This window comes from Candidatus Hikarchaeum yamanae, assembly GCF_009889665.1.
In the GTDB taxonomy this organism is placed as follows: domain Archaea; phylum Halobacteriota; class Halobacteria; order Halobacteriales; family Hikarchaeaceae; genus Hikarchaeum; species Hikarchaeum yamanae.
The window spans coordinates 1-16424 of record NZ_WTZR01000006.1; the positions used below are offsets into that span (position 1 = coordinate 1).

A 16424-nucleotide genomic window follows, 5' to 3' on the forward strand; every position below is an offset into this window, starting at 1 on the left:
AGGAGTAGGAGCAGGAGTAGGAGCAGGAGTAGGAGTAGGAGCAGGAGTAGGAGTAGGAGCAGGAGTAGGAGTAGGAGTAGGAGTGTCTGGGAAATATACTGGAGAAATATCTTCTACCGCCCCACCTGAACACCCCGAAATGATGAGACAAAGTGCCGCTACGATGACAAGAAGGTGAGATTTCTTCATAATATACGGACTCTATGGGATGCAACAGTAATTAAAATTTTATCCCTGGATCTTAGAGATTTGAATTCAGGGGTTCCAAATTATAGATAGTACCAATAAACCGTTATTCTTCCCCCGGCGATTTCAATATGATCTGTCTCTCCCGAACCATCCCTTCCCACCTGTTATACCTGCCCATATTGCTGTTATGACCCAACTAAGAAGAAATAGCACAACCAAGCCACCAACTATGAAAATAATGGAGGTGACAGGATTGCTCATATAGAGATAGAAATATGGCAGATGTGGGAATAAATACGGGGCTATAACGTACAACACGTACAACAAAGCCGGAAATGAGATCAAAAACACAAATGGATGTTTCCGAATAATTGATGGATCTTCAGTTTGGTATGGATCTGACTTTGTCACCATTTGCTGCCTCCCAACTTCTTCTCTATCGTGATTTCCATTGGATGGAATAGTTTTCCCTGGTTTATAATTTTACTCCCAACAAGTTGTTGCAGGGGGTTTATCGGTCACATCGATAACAAAAGAACCAACACCTTCAATCTTTGAAATTTTTTCCTTTATGTCACCTAGATCTTCCCTTATATTTTCTGTTGCCTTCTTTATGTACCGTTTGAAAATTCCTTCTTCTATATCGTCTATTTGCGACGCAAAAATTGTGTGCTTACAGTGCTCTGACCATGTTTGTGCGATTGACTCTAGTTCTATGTCTGTAGGTTTTCGTCCTTCCTTTTCATAATATTCTTTTATAGCTTTCAAATAATCTATGCTCAATGCAAGTGGACCTCTTCTCACATTTGTTTCAGGATCGAATATTCCTTTTTTCCCCAACTCTCTCAATTCCTCTTCATCCACGTCTAGATCTATCTCTAAAACTCCCATACTTTGTTTCAGATGAACTGTTGGAATTGTTTTGTCCATTCCTCCGTCTTCAAAATATGTTGTATGTGACTTGATGTGGTGCCGCTCGGTCAGAACGTTTGTGAGTCCTAATGCAATTTTTTTTATATTTTCTTTTGTGACGTTTCCTGATATAAACAAGAGTTTAGATGAGAAGACTTTGTTTCTCCCAATTTCGGTCTTGAACAAATCATTTATTATTTCAGTAGTAGTGTTCGCGACGTTATCTGTTACTCCCGGTAGTAATCCCAATTCAAGCACAAAATCAAACTTCTTGTCTGCAGGCTCATTTATTCGTGGAAACTCTGTAATTGGGTTGTGAAGGGCCGCAGCTATCTGTTTAAATTGTCCCTCTGAAAAATCATACTCAACCGTGTAAACCTTGGAGGTTTCTATCGAAACTTCATGCCCCTCTATTGCAAGTGCATTCTCCAGTACTTTTGCTTCTGGACTTTTTTTCGTCGAGTCAATTTCTATTCTACAAATGTTACTCATTTCTATTCAAAAAACCCTTAACTTTTTACTTATAGTATCGCAGAGGGGAAAAATCATAATATTTGGAAAATCATAAGAGTTAACCTCGCGACTTTTTTAAGTGAAAGTAATATGTCTCAAAAAGCATTATTTCTTTCTGGCAAAGATGTTGCCGGATTAGCAACAATGGAAGAATTTATTGAAGCCATTCGGGATGGATACCGTCAAAGAGGAGAAGGTGCGTCTGCAAAACCATCGCAAGTAATCTCAAGCGATGCCGGTCCAACACCTCGATATGGAAAAGCAGCTAGTCTTGTCACATATGGGGCTAGTATGCCCGACTCGAATGTCATGGGTATGTACACAATGTGCCCTTCCTCTGCAACCGAGGGGTGGTATTTAAATCAATTGTATAGCAGTATTGGAGAACCACTAGCAGTAATTGATGGGGCTAGCTGGAATCCTCTCAAAACAGGTGCAGTTGGTGCAGTTGGTGTGGATGCTTTAGCAAGAGAAGATTCTTCAGTTGTTGCCCTAATTGGAAGTGGAGAACAATCAAAAGGTCAACTAGTCGCCATCGAACACGTTCGTGATATCGAACATGCATATGTCTATTCTCCCAACAAAGAGCATAGGGAAAAGTTTGCTAAGACAATGCAAGATTTCGTTAAATGCGATATAATTTCCGTAGATTCTAGCGACGCGGCAATTGAAAATGCTGATATTATTGTCACTGCAACAAAAGCGTCAGATCCTGTATTCGATGGGTCCAAAATGAAAGAAGGTGTTCATGTAAATGCAGTAGGGCAGGGAAGTGAAGCCGACAAACGAGAAGTAGATGAGGTAACTGTCAAACAAGCCAAGTGGGTCTCTGATATAAAAGCAAGAACTCTACGATCCCAAGGTGCCTATATCTATGCCGCAAACCACGGATTCATTGATTTTGATACCCACTACTATGCAGAACTGGGTGAAGTTCTAGCAGATAAATATCCTGGCCGAGAATCTGAAACTGAGGTAACTCTATTTGATTCAACAGGATCTGGACCCGAAGCGGTCGCTGGTGGAAAACTATTGTATGAAAAAGCTGTTAAAGCAGGAATAGGAACTGAGATCGAGTTCTACTCTGCAGAAGAATCATTTGGATTCACCGATTACATCGCAACCGACTGGTAATCTTATTTATATTTTTCCAGTTCCGGGGGTGGCATTTTTATAGGATGTCATTGGAAGCTCAATGCCCAATCCCTCTTTTATCGCCTTTTCATATAACATGGCCGCAGATGCAACAGTTTCAACACCCACTCCTGTACTGTCAAAAATTGTAATTTCTTCTGCACTTGTTCTTCCTGGAATACGCCCTGAAATTATATCTCCTATTTCTGCATATATGTGATTTTCACCCACTCGACCAGCATTATATGCTGCCAGAAATCCCCCTGCCATTCGAAGTCGTTCTTGTACACCATGTGCAAAAACTCGCTCTCTAAGATCTGGGACATATTTATCCGCTTTACAAATCGCTTCTATATCCAGCTCTCTTTCGTGCCCCGATTGACCCATTGCATTCACATGGATTCCTGGACTGAGCCTTGATCCATCAAAAACGGGATCAGAAGCAACCGTCGCCGTAACCAAAATATCCACATCATCAACAGCACCATCACTGGAATCGACAGGTTTTGCATCAAACCCCATGTCCTTTTCAATTGTTTTACAAAATGCTTCTCGATTGTCAGACTTTCTAGAATATACTTTCACACTAGTGATATCTCGAACGACAGCTAGTGTTTGGAGTGCACCATATGAAACACGACTAGTCCCGATTATCCCCACACTTTCAGAATCTTCTCTTGCGAGCACTTCAGAAGCAATTGCACTTGATGCCCCTGTTTTAAGAGGATTCCAATACGATCCATCTAATATAGCGAGCATTTTTCCAGTTTTTATGTCCCATAATGGGCATGTGAACCAACCATCTCTCTCAGGACCTCCAACAGAGTACACATAGTACCCCATGTATCCCATTTCTGGCAACATAGACATATACCCAGTTAAATCCGTATTTGGATCTTCTGTTGCTAGTGCTGAAGGCGCATTCGACGGGGCACCATGCCCACGTTCTCTGTAGGCATCCCTTGTCGCATTAACATAATCTTCTGGATCTGCCAAATCTATCAAATCTTCTGTGGTCAAATACAATATCGTATCAATCATTATTATTCCTTTTTAGCAGTAAAAGTAGATAATTGTCTTGATCATTAACCACTAGCAATTTCGACATCAATTTCTACCAAATATGCCTCCTGAACTAGCTGATGCACTCCAATTAATGTGTGGCATGGATATGGTTCTTCTGTAAAAACTTCTTTCCAAACATCACTATACTCTTGAAGATGTTTTCGAGGCTCGATTAAATAACTAGTTACCTTTGAAATGTCACTTAAATTTTTATCCATTTCTGCCAATATAGTTTCAATATTTGCAAATGCCTGCCTGGCTTGACTCGTCATGTTTGCCCCAACTGGTTTAAATTCCCCAACTCTTCCTACCATTCCCGAAATGGATATGTGTCCTTTATCTATTCTAGCCTGGCTATAGCCCCTTGATACGGTATCTGGCATATTTTTTGGATGTATAACTACAGTCATACTATGAAAGTCCACTTCAGAGAAAATAGCACTTACCAATAGTCCAATCCGAACTTATATCTTGGGCAACTGCGTTTTCTTAGTTATAATGTTATACGACCTAACACTTCCTCTCAATGATGACACGATATTAATTCCTGGTGGGGGAAATGCATTTAAAGCAGAAACAATACTGAGCATAGAACAAGGACATGCAGCTGCCGTTCATAGTTTCAGCCAAAGTACACACGTCGGTACTCACATGGATGCTGCAGCACATTATATTGGAGGTGGGAGAACCATCGACCAAATAGAACTTGATGTGCTTATCGGCCCTGCACAAGTAATAGATCTTCGTGAGTATTCGGGAGAATATATTACTTCAGATATACTCGAAAAAGAGGCATCCCATATTGAAAAAGGAGACCGACTTCTTATGATTACGGGAGACGTTGACAAATACTTCCACCGTGCAGAAAATCCCCAAATTAAAACTTTATTCGAAGAAGGAGCCTGTTTCTCTGTAGATGGGGCAAAATGGTTAGTTGATAAAGGGGTCCGAATGGCTGCAAATGATTTTGTAACCGAATCAACTAAAGATGCAAAAACTAAAACATTCGACGCCGACCGACCAGTACACAATCTCTTGTGCGGTGCAGACATAGCCATACCCGAGTATCTGTGCAACACAGACAAGGTTGTTGAAGAGAAATCAATTGATTTATTCTGCTTGCCGCTTCCGATCACTGGATTTGAAGCAGCACCTACTCGGGTCATTGCTAGGACTTACGACTAGTAAAATCCCATATAGCATTATTTTGTTTATATGTTTTAAATAAAACAAATGAAAAGCCTATTTGTATTCAGACGGGACTTGAGATTGGAGGATAATACTGCTTTAATCCAAGCACTTTCAGATAGCGATGAAGTAATTCCTTGTTTTATACTCGACCCCCGGCAATTAGAATTCAATGAATATCGGAGCTTAAATGCGATTCAGTTTATGTTTGAAAGTTTACGAGAACTCAATTCTGAACTTTTAAAAAATGATTCTTTATTATATTTATTTAAAGGAAATGGCGAACAAGTAATTTCTCAATTATTGGCTCACGTGGATGCAGTATATCTCAATAGAGACTATACACCTTTTAGCATTAATCGGGACAATTCGATTCAAAATTTATGTTTAGAATCTGGTAAAAAATTTGTTCTCTGCGACGATTTGTTGTTACACCGTCCTGAAAATGTATCTACTAAAACTGGAGGAACTTATCAAGTTTTCACTCCATTTTATAAAAATGTAATTCAAAAGAAGATACCAATTCCCATTTCTAATAACCATTCCAATTACTCTAAAATAGACCTTGACAATCTCCCTATCACCACGTTAAAAACTAACAATAATGAAGATATTTTCGTTAGAGGCGGTCGAAAAAAAGCTATCCGTATACTTGACGGTATAACTCAATTCAAAAACTACTCCGACAAACGTAATTATCCATTCTTATCTTGTACTACCGGCCTCTCTGCACACAATAAGTTCGGCACAATCAGCGTCCGAGAACTTTATCACGCCATTAAAAACCAATTTGGAAAAAATCACGCATTGATAACTCAATTAATATGGCGCGATTTTTACACCCACATAGCATTTCACCACCCCCACGTTTTTGGTAGCAATTTCCGTAAAAAATATGACCAAATCCAATGGTCAACCAATGCAGACCACTTTGAAAAATGGTGCACTGGGCTTACTGGATTCCCAATAGTGGATGCAGGAATGAGGCAGTTGAACACCACTGGGTGGATGCACAACCGTATGCGAATGGTAGTTTCTAGTTTCCTAACAAAATCACTACGTATCAATTGGCAATGGGGTGAAAAATATTTTGCACAAAATCTAATTGATTATGATCCCTGTGTAAATAATGGAAGTTGGCAATGGGCTGCCAGCACCGGATGTGACGCACAGCCTTATTTTAGAATATTTAATCCCTGGAGGCAGCAAGAACGATTCGATAAAGAATGTAAGTATATCAAAGAATGGATTCCAGAACTTAGGGATTATTCTTCTAAAAAAATACATAACTGGAATGGGTGTTCTACTTACCCTGAACCTATCATAGACCATAAAAGCGAAGTTAGAAGAACATTGGAGCTCTTTAAATCAGCATCATGAAGTTAACAGTAGGATGTAAAGATTACGAATGGCTAGAACCACTTATTCATGGTTATGTAAAATCTGACGATCTAGAGTTGCAATTTTTTACAGATGCACCTAGCAACCGAATACACGATCGAACAGTTGGGGGAGATTTTGATGTCGCAGAATTTTCTCTAGCTAAACATATCATAGGGTATCCCAATTGGGAATTCATTGGGTTACCCGTGTTCCCTCGTCGCTTTTTTCCACATTCTCATATCTTTGTCAATCAAAATTCAAATATAACTGAACCAAAAGATCTAGAAAATAAACGGGTCGCAATATATCAATACCAAAATACATTGGCACTCTGGGCAAGAGGAATTCTTTCAGAATATTATGATGTTGATTTAGAATCAATTGAGTGGGTCACTTCGCGCCCCGAAACATTTGAAGTTCCCTACGATCCGGAAATTGTTGACCATAAAACATTACCAGAGCAATTATCTCAAGGAAAAATAGACGCCCTATTTCTACCAACAACAAATAGGATCTACCCACTTCCCAAAAATGTAGCTCGGATGTATTCGGATCCTCGTGAGGCAGAAAAAATATATTTTCAAAAATCAGGTTTCTGTCCACTTATGCACGATATAGTCATTAGAAACGAAATTGTTGAAAATGATCCCTGGGTTGCCACTGAATTATATGAGCTATTTCAAAAATCGTATGCTTCATATTTAACTAGAATCACTGACGATACTAAATGGCCCTTGGCCTGGTGGACTATGTATATCGAAGAAGAGTTAGAGGTGTTCGGAGATATATGGGCCAGATCCTTTGATTTTAATTCAAATGTGAAAGCTGAATTAGAAACCATGATTCAATATGCCTATGATCAACATTTGATATCTGATATCTTCGATCCACAGGATTTGTTCTATAAAGTTTAGTAAATCTATTTATTATCGTTGAATATAATTTATAAATATACTTATCAACGAATTTAGATAAATAAAAGAAAAATATACCTGTATAAAAAACGATAAATATTATTATCGTCAAATTTAAGTTATTTGGGAATATATCCTGATAAGATGGAACTTGAAACCTCAAACGATACTCGTGTGACAATCAATACATATGTCCCAGAATATCAACGGGATTTATGGAAACAGCACGCAGGACTTTTAGACATGAATCTGAGTGAATTTGTACGGGCGATGGTTCAGGCAGGTAGGCGTGATTTTGACATTGGAACTAAAAATAATGAAAATATATTGAAAGTCAATTTTGATAACAAAACCCCCGGGGTATCGGGAGTAAAAATACAACTTCTAAATTTTCTCCAAAACGACGAGTGTTTGGGTTGGGACAAACTAGTGCAAAAACTCACAGTAGATTTGGAAGATGAAATGGAACTTGCATTAACACAACTCCAAGAAGAAAATATAATTAGGTATAATGGGAGGCTAGGTGGCTATACACTTTTGCGAGATTAACTATGGTAAAACCAAATCTCAATCGTAGTGATCCTATTGCCTATTTCATACAGGACATGGAATACCATGGTAGATCTAAAAGAACTCAAGATGCATATTTTCGAGTACTCACCGACTTTCAATTGTTTTTGAACAACGAATGTGGTACTAAAATCAATAACGCTACTCATAGAGATTGCATGGCTTGGCTACATGGCATTCGTAAAATATCTTCTCCAAGTACTATTGCAACATATGCGTCGTATGTCAATCGATTCTATAGGTATATGTCCAATGTAGGGATATTAAATTCAAACCCCATGCTGCTAGTCGTTGAAGAGTTGACAGAATCAATAGAATCAAACCCAATACGAAGGGATATTTCATTAAAAAGTATGCAGAAATTTTTAAAAAATATTTCACACCCTTTGGATCGGGCAATTATTGTTACTTTACTAAAAACAGGAATGAGGGTTGGAGAGCTTTGTAACCTAGACTTAAGAGATTTAAATTTAGTGGACCAAGATGTAACTTTCACATATAAAATAAAACCAAGAGGTGCAATTGGGGACCGATCAAAGACTTTGTATATCTCAAAAGAACCCACTCGAGGAGAAATCTACAACGGCGAGGTAAGAACTGCATCAAATAAACGGAAACGTGACACCATAGTGCCTATTGATAATGAATTATATCATACTTTAAAAGTATGGCTTTCCATTCGGCCAGATTCCAATTCTCCGGCAGAACCTGTGTTCCTTAGCACTTCAAAATGGGGGCATAGGATCACCCCTAGTATCGTTCGTTCCAGACTTTTAGAATATACTAAAACCACCGGATGGCATTCCCCTGGGGCAGGGGCAGAAGAGAATGTAACTCCTCATTATTTCCGTCACTTTTTTACTACCAATTTAAGAAATGAAACAGGAGACCGAGGTATTGTTAAATATCTACGTGGAGACGTCGCAGACGATATTATTGAAACTTATACTCATAATTGGGGCGATAGAGTTAGAATCGTTTATGAAAAAAATATTTATTCATTGTTAGTTTAAAAAAAAATTCTGTTTTATTTGAAACAGACAAACAAAATATTGCAATATGCCAATTCACAAATTGTTTAATATGGAACATTTAAACAAAATACTGCTATACGCGTATATTTATGTTTTATTTGGAACAGATAAACAAAATACTGCTATACTTTCAAATCCACTTATATTTAATCGATATGAGTAGATGGGAACCAGGCCAATTTCCCTTCAGATTCTATTGACACACACACAAATGAGTTAAGAGGCATGTTCGAATTGGTCGGGGCAGAACATTGTATTATCTCTCCGTTCAACAAAGCCACTTTGTACAGTACTTTCTCACCTAGATAGCGTTGATATGTAATGGTCCCATTGGCATCTTTTGGATTGCACAAGTCTATTTTAAGATCTTCTGGTCGAAACAAAATTTCCATATTTAGATTATCATATTCTTTAGAAAGCCCATATATATTTTCTCGATTGATATCACCTACCATTGTCGAAATAGTATCTCCGTCTAGGAATCCCGAAATGAAGCTTGCATGTCCCAAAAAACTTGCCACGAATCTGGATCGGGGATAATTAAATAATTCTTGGGGGGATCCAGATTGCTCTATTCTGCCGTTTTTGAGGATTAGAACTCTATCTGAAATGGATAATGCCTCCTCTTGATCATGAGTAACAAATATAGTGGTTGTCCCCGTAGTTTTTAAAATCGTTCTAAGTTCTTCTCTCATTTCAATTCTAAGTCCTGCATCAATACTAGAAAATGGCTCATCTAAAAGTAAAATTGAGGGGTTGGGTGCCAATGATCTTGCAAGAGCAATCCGTTGCTTTTGTCCACCAGAAAGCTCGTTTGGGTAACAATCCTTCTTGTGAGAAAGGCCCACCAATTCTAATAAGTCATCTACTTTTTCGGGGTATAATTCTAGGTCGTATTTGTTTATCCCAAAAGAAACATTTTGGCTAACAGTCAAATGAGGAAATAGGGCCAAATTTTGAAATACAATCCCAACTCCTCGTTTTTCGGGAGGAACTAGTACTTCGGGACTACTCACTAATTCATCATGGATCTTAATTGTTCCTCCGTCTATTTCTTGTAATCCTGCTATGCACCTTAGTATCGTGGTTTTTCCACTTCCTGAAGCACCCAAAAGTGTTAATAATTCCCCTTTTCCAACAGAAAAAGATAAGTTTGAAAGTATTCGGTTTTTTCCAAAGTTTTTAAACATATTTTCTATTTCTAGAATTGGATTTTTCGGACCTTCACCTCGAAGGGGGGGCCATACATCAAATGACTTGGAATTATCCATGGCCATTTGAATCCTCCTGCATCAAGAGTAGGACCATCGAAAGGCCAGATACTATTAACAGCATTACTATTGGTAATGCGGCATCACCATAAAAATTTGCGTCTTCTGCCATCCAAATCAATGTGACCAGCGTTTCAAACCCCGTGGGTCGTAGCATCAATGTTATCGGAAGCTCTTTCATAACTGTCAAAAATACCAAACAAAACCCTGCAAGCCAACTCGGGGTAACCAAGGGGAATGTAACTTTAAGGAACGATCTTATTGGACCCACACCTAGTGTTCTCGATGCGTGAACCAATCCAATGTCTACACTAGAAATTGCAGCGGTATTGGATCCAATTGAAAGTGGGAAGAAACGAATGGCATATGCAAAAATTAAAAGAGGTAATGTCTGGTAATAAGAGCCAAGGTATCTAGATCCAAAGAAAATTAAAGCCAGACCTATGACCACGCCGGGCATCGCATAGCCAATATAGGAGGATTTTTGAATAATACCATACCAAGGTGGTATCTTTCTAACAATGAGATGTGACACAGGGGTACTAGCCAATGTTATCACCGTGGCCGCTGCAAACGATACTAAAACCGAATTGAATATGTGCTTATACGGGATCGTGAAAACACTTCCATAAACGGGATCTAAACTAAACCAACCAAAAAATGTTATTAGGGGGATGGCAATTCCAAAAAAAGCCACTAATAGTGGAAATACCGTAGATAAACCTTTCCACTTTCCTAATTGGATCTGAAGTGTCCCTTTAAAATCAATGGTTTTTCGATCGATAACTGACTTATGAGCTCTAGATTCCATCGACAAGATCACAATTGCAAACAATAATAAGATCAATGACAATATCGCGGAGAACCCCAAATCAAACCTTTTGATATATATCGCACGTGTAAATACATCATATCTCATTATTGCAGGAGTTCCAAAATCGGATAGACAATAAAGCGAAACTAATAGTGCCCCTGCAATCACTGCAGGGTATATTTGTTTCCAAATAACTCTACTAAATGTTATCCACCGATTGACTCCAAGGGTCCTAGAAACATCGATCGTTTGAGGATCAATGGTTTTTAACGCAGCCCTAGTGGTAAGGTACACGTAAGGGTAGGTATACAATGTGAGTACAATTACAGTCCCAGAAAGGCCATATATGGATGGCAATTCTTCCACCCCTATGGGCAAAAGCATCTTTTGGAGCGTACCATTTGGGCCAAATGTCGAAACATAGGCGAATGCACCTATGTAGCTTGGAATTACTAGTGGCAAACAAACCATGGCGGTCCAAAACCGTTTGTATGATATGTCTGTACAAGTCGTTATGAATGCAAGAGGGACTGCAATCAAAATAGTGCACAGGGTTGTCAATGACACCATCACAATGCTATTAATCAGTATTTGAATCGTTTTTCCCCGGGAAAGTATAGTAATTAAGTCTGCAAATGGAACTGTTATCGCAGTTATCACTAACCACACTGAAGGTATTAGGATTAAACCTGCAATAGTTGAGGAAGCAATTATGGAAAACAGTATCGTCCGGGGATATTTTTTCACGTTAGATGTATGCAGTACGGATTGAAATAGTCATTGAACAAAATTGAAATTAAAGATATTATCGCTGTATATTATCTTTAATAATTTTAGAGAGTGTAGATACCCATTCATCATCATCATTTAAACAAGGAATCAGTGTGAATTCCCTACCTCCATTTTCTATGAAAATCTCATTTCCCCGGATCCCAATCTCCTCCAATGTTTCCAAACAATCTGCTATAAACGAAGGGCAGCAAATGGCTAGTTTTTGTACTCCATTTTTAGCCAGGCGTTTAATTTCATCTTCTGTCGAGGGACCAAGCCATTCATCAAATCCAAGTCTCGATTGAAAAGACCAACTCCATTTATCCCTTTCCAACGAAAGTGCATTCGCAACGCATTCTGTAGTCTGTTTGACTTGATGCGGATAACAAATGGAGTGACATTGCGGATTTGGGATATGGCAACAATCTTTATATTTAAAACAATGATCTTTGTTGGGATCCATCTTTTTAACATGTCTAACGGGAATTCCATGGTAACTAAATAATAAATAGTCTGAATCACCAAGATTTTTTTCGATAATTTTGGATAGGACTGAGATATAGTCTGGGTGATTATAAAATGGACCTACATATTGCAAAGTAAGTCTCGGGAATCTATCCCGAATTATTTGATTTGCATGCTCTATAACCGATTTTGTACTAGCCATTGCATAATGCGGATAAAGTGGACAAATGATTAGATCTCTTAAATCGGAATGCTCTAAAACCATTTTCTCAATGGTAGATTCCATACTAGGAGATCCATAGCGCATGGCAAGTTCCACCGGAATTTCTGATATGCGGGACAATTTGTCTTGAACCTTTTCGCTGATATCTATTAGTGGGGATTTATCAGTCCATATTAACGAATATGCTTCTGCACTTTGCTTTGGCCTCACATTTAAAATAATTCCTTTTATGAGGAGGTATCTTAACAAATATGGTAGGTCAATAACGTGTTTGTCCATCAAAAATTCATCTAAGTATTTCTTAACGTCAGAAGGTTCGGGCGACTCTGGAGATCCTAAATTAACTAATAAAATTGCCTCATCCATTTAAGTCTGATATGACGTTTGTATACCTCCCACATAAGCATATCTTATTTGATTCAGACGCTCCTTCCTCACAAGTGCACATTCGATCTTTCTGATTAAAATTAATTTTATGACGGTTTTTATATAGGTCCATTTTGGTTTCCTAAAGTTTGTTGATATTTTTCAGATTTTTATATGTATTATCTACCAATAAGACCCTATTGGGACCACTCGGGTTCGAACCGAGTAACAGCATTCTGCTCATGTCAGAAGCTGGTGCCTCAGGTGACACATACTATCAAATTGCACAGGTCCCTTGATATGGTTTTAGATTGATGATTTAAATTACAAAGAGAGACGTTCTCACATTTAAGTGAGAATTCCCATTTTAAATTTAAAGTACTCCTGCTTCCTCTTGCAAGGCAACAGTTTCGTTAATGTCCTGTGAAGCAAACTTAACCAGATCAACTTTAGGTGTTTTTTGTTCTGATAGTTTTGGCAGACGTGGATCTGCTTCTAGTCCAGGGATCATCGGATACTCAAATTTCATATTCCCAATGAAGAATTGTTGTGCTTCAATGGAGAGAAGATGCCTAATGAAATTGGATGCGAGTTCATAGTTTTGCCGTGGATTCTTGACGATCGTTGCTCCTGCAACATTCATGAATACTCCTGCATCGTTTTCCGTAAAGGCCAATTCTATGTGATCTCCAGATCCATAGCTATGTCCTGTTGGATCGTTCTTTACCCTCATAGGGTAGTAGTGGTTTACAGGACCAGCATGAATCTCCCCAGCTAGGATCGCTTCGGTCACATTACTTTCCTTTGCATAGTTTTTGACACCAGCTGCTTTCATGTCTTTTAACCATTGCAGCGTTTTGTCTTTTCCATGTAAATATCTCATGCATGTGATGAAATCTGCGTGGGACCCATATGTTGGTGCCCATCCCATCTTGTCTTTGAGTGCCTCAACTTTGGGGAGGTCAAAGATACTTTTAGGGATTGTAGATGCATCGACTTCTTTTGTGTTGTATGCGATGCAACGAAGCCTACCAGATGTTCCGATCCAATGTCCCTCGGGGTCGAGATAGCCTTCTCGCCCGGCACTGATTACATCTGCATTAACGGGAACTGTCATTCCTTCGTTCTTTAATAAACCAAGGGCACCTGTACTAACTGTGTAGAATACATCTGCTGGTGTGTTTTTACCTTCAACTCGTATTTGATTTGCCAAAGCTGTGGATTTGTCATATCGAATATCTAGGTTAAGTTTAGGATATTTGTCCTGAATCATCACAAATAACTCACCAACGAGCGATTCTTTCCTACCAGAGTACATCGTTAGGTCTCCTTCCAATGGAGGGAGGGCAGCCATAGATACTCCTACAGGTACTGCAGGTGCTGCAGGTGCTGCAGGTGCTGCAGGTACTGCTGCTGGTTCTGAAGCGGCAGGAGCTGCTGCTTCTTGTTGTGTTGTACAACCTGCGATAGTCATTAGTCCAACGGACCCTGCGGTCGCAAGTAATTGTCTTCGAGAGATATTTTTCAAACTCATCGAGTAGACTAAACTGCCTCTATATATAACCTAGCTTATTTAACTCTAAGATAATATTCAACTATTAATGGTTAATATTAATTCCAGGGAGTATTATTCACAGTTATTCCAACAGGTATGCCGGTAAGTAGCTCCCATATGGAACTTTCAAATGAAGTCTCCAAAGGAGGTGTTTGAATCATGTCAGACAAAATATCGTTTGTGGCTTCATGTCCACAAGTATAGTAATGTTCACCAGGGCTTGATGCGGAAATCCCTACAATCTCTTGACTGCAAATAGGGCATTTTGATGTGGGTTCTATTTTTGCCGTTTGAAGAGTCATTGTTATGCTCATGATTCAACAGTGACAGCACTGCTATTTAGACGGCCGCCTAGCATGGTGAAAGTAAAACGGCAGACTGGAGGCAGACGAGGGGCATTCTTTGGTCCTCTGATTTTACACCATTCTATTAAAAACCAACCTACCGCCGTGTGTCCGACCCAGGGCATATGGGTTCACAGACTTTGCGAAAAACTAAAGTTATGGCTAACCATCTCGCAGGTATGGATCGAATTGCAATAATAGGGGCTTCTATGACGCAATTTGGAGTTCGGGAAGGCTCTTGGATACGCGATTTACTCTCAGAGGCTGCAATGAGTTGCATAGAAACTACAGGCGTATCGCCCAGTGATATTGATCATGTATATGTTTCTAATATGGCCAGCGGGGAGTTCGAGGGGCAGACGGGAATTATGAATGCGCTGGTCCAAGATATAGGGGCAGTTCCTGCATATACTGCCCGAATTGACCAAACTAGTGCATCGGGGGGAGCGGGCATCTACGCGGCGTGGCAATCCGTAGCTAGCGGTCAAAGTGATATGACATTACTTGTAGGTGGTGAAAAAATGACTCACACATCCACTTCAAACGCAACAGACATAATCTCGACACTCACTCATCCCGTAGAATACAAACACGGAGTTACATTACCTAGTTTTGCAGGCCTCATCACTCAACTTTACTTACACAGATATAATGCATCTCGTGAATCACTTGCCAAAGTCGCCGTTAAAAATCATAAGAATGGGGTTGACAACCCTCATGCACACTTTAGAAAAGAAATAGATATAGAAACTGTACTATCTTCACCCATAATCGCAGACCCACTTAGATTGTATGATTTTTGTCCGATAACAGATGGGAGTGCTGCCTTGATGGTTTGTCCTGAATCTCGCGCAAAAAAAATTACAGACGATTACGCAGTGATTACTGGAATAGGAGGTGCAACAGATACCCACGTGGTCCACGAACGAAGAGAACCCACAACATTAGATGCAGTGGTGATTAGCTCAAAAAAGGCATACGAAATGGCAAACAAAACACCCGAGGATATAGATGTTGCAGAATTGCACGATATGTTTACAATACTTGAAATTTTGCAGTCGGAAGATTTAGGGTTTTTCAATAAGGGAGAAGGGTGGAAGGCAGTAGAAAAAGGCCTCACTGACCGGGATGGAAAACTGCCAATAAACACATCGGGGGGGTTAAAATCAAAGGGACATCCACTAGGTGCTAGTGGTGTTGCACAGGCACATGAATTATACCACCAGTTAATGGGCACTGCAGGTAAGCGGCAAGTCGACGCAAAAACTGCACTGGCATGTAACATTGGGGGATTTGGAAATTGTGTTATTACTACTATTTTGGAGTCTATATGAGTGATAAATTAATTGTGTACAAATGCTCTAATGGCCATCTTTGTTATCCAAAGCATAGCATATGTTCTGAATGTGGAGTTTCAATAGGAAATGAGATGGTAGACATATCTAATTTGAAAGGTACGGTTGTCACTTGGACAAAAAGCACGGTCCCCCCACCCGGAGTACGAAAACCAAATATTATTGCTATTGTTGAATATCATATCGAAGGTGAAACAGTAGCATTATTAGGAGGTATCGAGGGAGAATCTGTGAGTATAGGTGATATTGTCAACGCCATACCTGTTTCAAATCTCAGAGATACTGAATATTGTCAACGAGAGAAAGGAAGTCAAACCTGGTCGGGCCATCGATTTAAAATAGTGGAATAAAACCCAAT

16 protein-coding genes are annotated in these 16424 nt (G+C 39.3%); 8 read left to right on the forward strand and 8 right to left on the reverse strand.

Annotation, left to right across the window (positions count from 1 at the left end):
* Nucleotides 1-672: 672 nt before the first annotated feature.
* Complete coding sequence (locus tag ACM9H2_RS03485) at nucleotides 673-1593, reverse strand: hypothetical protein (protein WP_415488239.1); 921 nt, start codon at nucleotides 1591-1593, stop codon at nucleotides 673-675.
* Nucleotides 1594-1704: 111 nt separating this feature from the next.
* Here ACM9H2_RS03485 and ACM9H2_RS03490 point away from each other — a divergent pair, with 111 nt between their 5' ends.
* Nucleotides 1705-2748, forward strand: a complete 1044-nt coding sequence (locus ACM9H2_RS03490; protein ID WP_415488241.1) for an ornithine cyclodeaminase family protein — start codon at nucleotides 1705-1707, stop codon at nucleotides 2746-2748.
* A gap of 6 nt (nucleotides 2749-2754) precedes the next feature.
* On the opposite strand, the gene ACM9H2_RS03495 is transcribed toward ACM9H2_RS03490, so the two are convergent.
* On the reverse strand, nucleotides 2755-3789 hold the full coding sequence (locus ACM9H2_RS03495; RefSeq protein ID WP_415488243.1) for an ornithine cyclodeaminase family protein: 1035 nt from the start codon (nucleotides 3787-3789) through the stop codon (nucleotides 2755-2757).
* Nucleotides 3790-3833: 44 nt separating this feature from the next.
* Complete coding sequence (locus ACM9H2_RS03500) at nucleotides 3834-4223, reverse strand: RidA family protein (RefSeq protein WP_415488245.1); 390 nt, start codon at nucleotides 4221-4223, stop codon at nucleotides 3834-3836.
* A gap of 88 nt (nucleotides 4224-4311) precedes the next feature.
* On the opposite strand from ACM9H2_RS03500, the gene ACM9H2_RS03505 reads away from it, so the two are divergent.
* The 5 genes from ACM9H2_RS03505 (at nucleotide 4312) to ACM9H2_RS03525 (ending at nucleotide 8881) form a co-directional block, all read left to right on the forward strand.
* On the forward strand, nucleotides 4312-4998 hold the full coding sequence (locus ACM9H2_RS03505; protein ID WP_415488247.1) for a cyclase family protein: 687 nt from the start codon (nucleotides 4312-4314) through the stop codon (nucleotides 4996-4998).
* A gap of 48 nt (nucleotides 4999-5046) precedes the next feature.
* Complete coding sequence (locus tag ACM9H2_RS03510; RefSeq protein WP_415488249.1) at nucleotides 5047-6381, forward strand: cryptochrome/photolyase family protein; 1335 nt, start codon at nucleotides 5047-5049, stop codon at nucleotides 6379-6381.
* Nucleotides 6378-7298, forward strand: a complete 921-nt coding sequence (locus ACM9H2_RS03515) for a hypothetical protein (protein WP_415488251.1) — start codon at nucleotides 6378-6380, stop codon at nucleotides 7296-7298. Before ACM9H2_RS03510 ends, ACM9H2_RS03515 begins: the two co-directional genes overlap by 4 nt.
* Nucleotides 7299-7442: 144 nt before the next feature.
* The gene (locus ACM9H2_RS03520) at nucleotides 7443-7847 is read left to right on the forward strand and encodes a DUF5805 domain-containing protein (protein WP_415488253.1); all 405 of its coding nucleotides are present in this window, start codon (nucleotides 7443-7445) and stop codon (nucleotides 7845-7847) included.
* Nucleotides 7848-7849: 2 nt separating this feature from the next.
* The gene (locus ACM9H2_RS03525) at nucleotides 7850-8881 is read left to right on the forward strand and encodes a tyrosine-type recombinase/integrase (protein ID WP_415488255.1); all 1032 of its coding nucleotides are present in this window, start codon (nucleotides 7850-7852) and stop codon (nucleotides 8879-8881) included.
* A gap of 167 nt (nucleotides 8882-9048) precedes the next feature.
* Here the strand turns inward: ACM9H2_RS03525 and ACM9H2_RS03530 are convergent, their stop codons facing one another.
* The 5 genes from ACM9H2_RS03530 to ACM9H2_RS03550 form a co-directional block, all read right to left on the reverse strand.
* Complete coding sequence (locus tag ACM9H2_RS03530; protein WP_415488264.1) at nucleotides 9049-10173, reverse strand: ABC transporter ATP-binding protein; 1125 nt, start codon at nucleotides 10171-10173, stop codon at nucleotides 9049-9051.
* Nucleotides 10166-11734 (reverse strand): ABC transporter permease, encoded by a 1569-nt coding sequence (locus ACM9H2_RS03535; RefSeq protein ID WP_415488266.1) that lies wholly within the window; start codon nucleotides 11732-11734, stop codon nucleotides 10166-10168. The genes ACM9H2_RS03530 and ACM9H2_RS03535 overlap by 8 nt, the downstream gene beginning before the upstream one ends.
* Nucleotides 11735-11792: 58 nt before the next feature.
* Nucleotides 11793-12812 (reverse strand): ferrochelatase, encoded by a 1020-nt coding sequence (hemH, locus tag ACM9H2_RS03540; RefSeq protein WP_415488268.1) that lies wholly within the window; start codon nucleotides 12810-12812, stop codon nucleotides 11793-11795.
* Nucleotides 12813-13185: 373 nt separating this feature from the next.
* Nucleotides 13186-14346: an ABC transporter substrate-binding protein gene (locus ACM9H2_RS03545; protein WP_415488292.1), complete on the reverse strand. Its 1161-nt coding sequence runs from the start codon at nucleotides 14344-14346 to the stop codon at nucleotides 13186-13188.
* Nucleotides 14347-14423: 77 nt separating this feature from the next.
* Entirely contained in the window at nucleotides 14424-14681 is a 258-nt protein-coding gene (locus tag ACM9H2_RS03550; protein ID WP_415488294.1) for a hypothetical protein, read from the reverse strand.
* Between the two features lie 209 nt (nucleotides 14682-14890).
* On the opposite strand from ACM9H2_RS03550, the gene ACM9H2_RS03555 reads away from it, so the two are divergent.
* Together ACM9H2_RS03555 and ACM9H2_RS03560 are read left to right on the forward strand one after the other, a co-directional pair.
* The gene (locus ACM9H2_RS03555; RefSeq protein WP_415488296.1) at nucleotides 14891-16045 is read left to right on the forward strand and encodes a thiolase C-terminal domain-containing protein; all 1155 of its coding nucleotides are present in this window, start codon (nucleotides 14891-14893) and stop codon (nucleotides 16043-16045) included.
* Entirely contained in the window at nucleotides 16042-16416 is a 375-nt protein-coding gene (locus ACM9H2_RS03560; protein WP_415488298.1) for a Zn-ribbon domain-containing OB-fold protein, read from the forward strand. Before ACM9H2_RS03555 ends, ACM9H2_RS03560 begins: the two co-directional genes overlap by 4 nt.
* Nucleotides 16417-16424 lie beyond the last annotated feature (8 nt).

What these genes read in the sequence shown, in the direction of transcription:
- ACM9H2_RS03485 (WP_415488239.1), bottom strand. Translation starts at nt 1,593, where the DNA reads ATGAGTAACATTTGTAGAATAGAAATTGACTCGACGAAAAAAAGTCCA.
- ACM9H2_RS03545 (WP_415488292.1), bottom strand. Translation starts at nt 14,346, where the DNA reads ATGAGTTTGAAAAATATCTCTCGAAGACAATTACTTGCGACCGCAGGG.
- ACM9H2_RS03550 (WP_415488294.1), bottom strand. Translation starts at nt 14,681, where the DNA reads ATGAGCATAACAATGACTCTTCAAACGGCAAAAATAGAACCCACATCA.
- ACM9H2_RS03505 (WP_415488247.1), top strand. Translation starts at nt 4,312, where the DNA reads ATGTTATACGACCTAACACTTCCTCTCAATGATGACACGATATTAATT.
- ACM9H2_RS03530 (WP_415488264.1), bottom strand. Translation starts at nt 10,173, where the DNA reads ATGGATAATTCCAAGTCATTTGATGTATGGCCCCCCCTTCGAGGTGAA.
- ACM9H2_RS03490 (WP_415488241.1), top strand. Translation starts at nt 1,705, where the DNA reads ATGTCTCAAAAAGCATTATTTCTTTCTGGCAAAGATGTTGCCGGATTA.
- hemH (WP_415488268.1), bottom strand. Translation starts at nt 12,812, where the DNA reads ATGGATGAGGCAATTTTATTAGTTAATTTAGGATCTCCAGAGTCGCCC.
- ACM9H2_RS03560 (WP_415488298.1), top strand. Translation starts at nt 16,042, where the DNA reads ATGAGTGATAAATTAATTGTGTACAAATGCTCTAATGGCCATCTTTGT.
- ACM9H2_RS03555 (WP_415488296.1), top strand. Translation starts at nt 14,891, where the DNA reads ATGGATCGAATTGCAATAATAGGGGCTTCTATGACGCAATTTGGAGTT.
- ACM9H2_RS03515 (WP_415488251.1), top strand. Translation starts at nt 6,378, where the DNA reads ATGAAGTTAACAGTAGGATGTAAAGATTACGAATGGCTAGAACCACTT.
- ACM9H2_RS03510 (WP_415488249.1), top strand. Translation starts at nt 5,047, where the DNA reads ATGAAAAGCCTATTTGTATTCAGACGGGACTTGAGATTGGAGGATAAT.
- ACM9H2_RS03495 (WP_415488243.1), bottom strand. Translation starts at nt 3,789, where the DNA reads ATGATTGATACGATATTGTATTTGACCACAGAAGATTTGATAGATTTG.
- ACM9H2_RS03525 (WP_415488255.1), top strand. Translation starts at nt 7,850, where the DNA reads ATGGTAAAACCAAATCTCAATCGTAGTGATCCTATTGCCTATTTCATA.
- ACM9H2_RS03520 (WP_415488253.1), top strand. Translation starts at nt 7,443, where the DNA reads ATGGAACTTGAAACCTCAAACGATACTCGTGTGACAATCAATACATAT.
- ACM9H2_RS03500 (WP_415488245.1), bottom strand. Translation starts at nt 4,223, where the DNA reads ATGACTGTAGTTATACATCCAAAAAATATGCCAGATACCGTATCAAGG.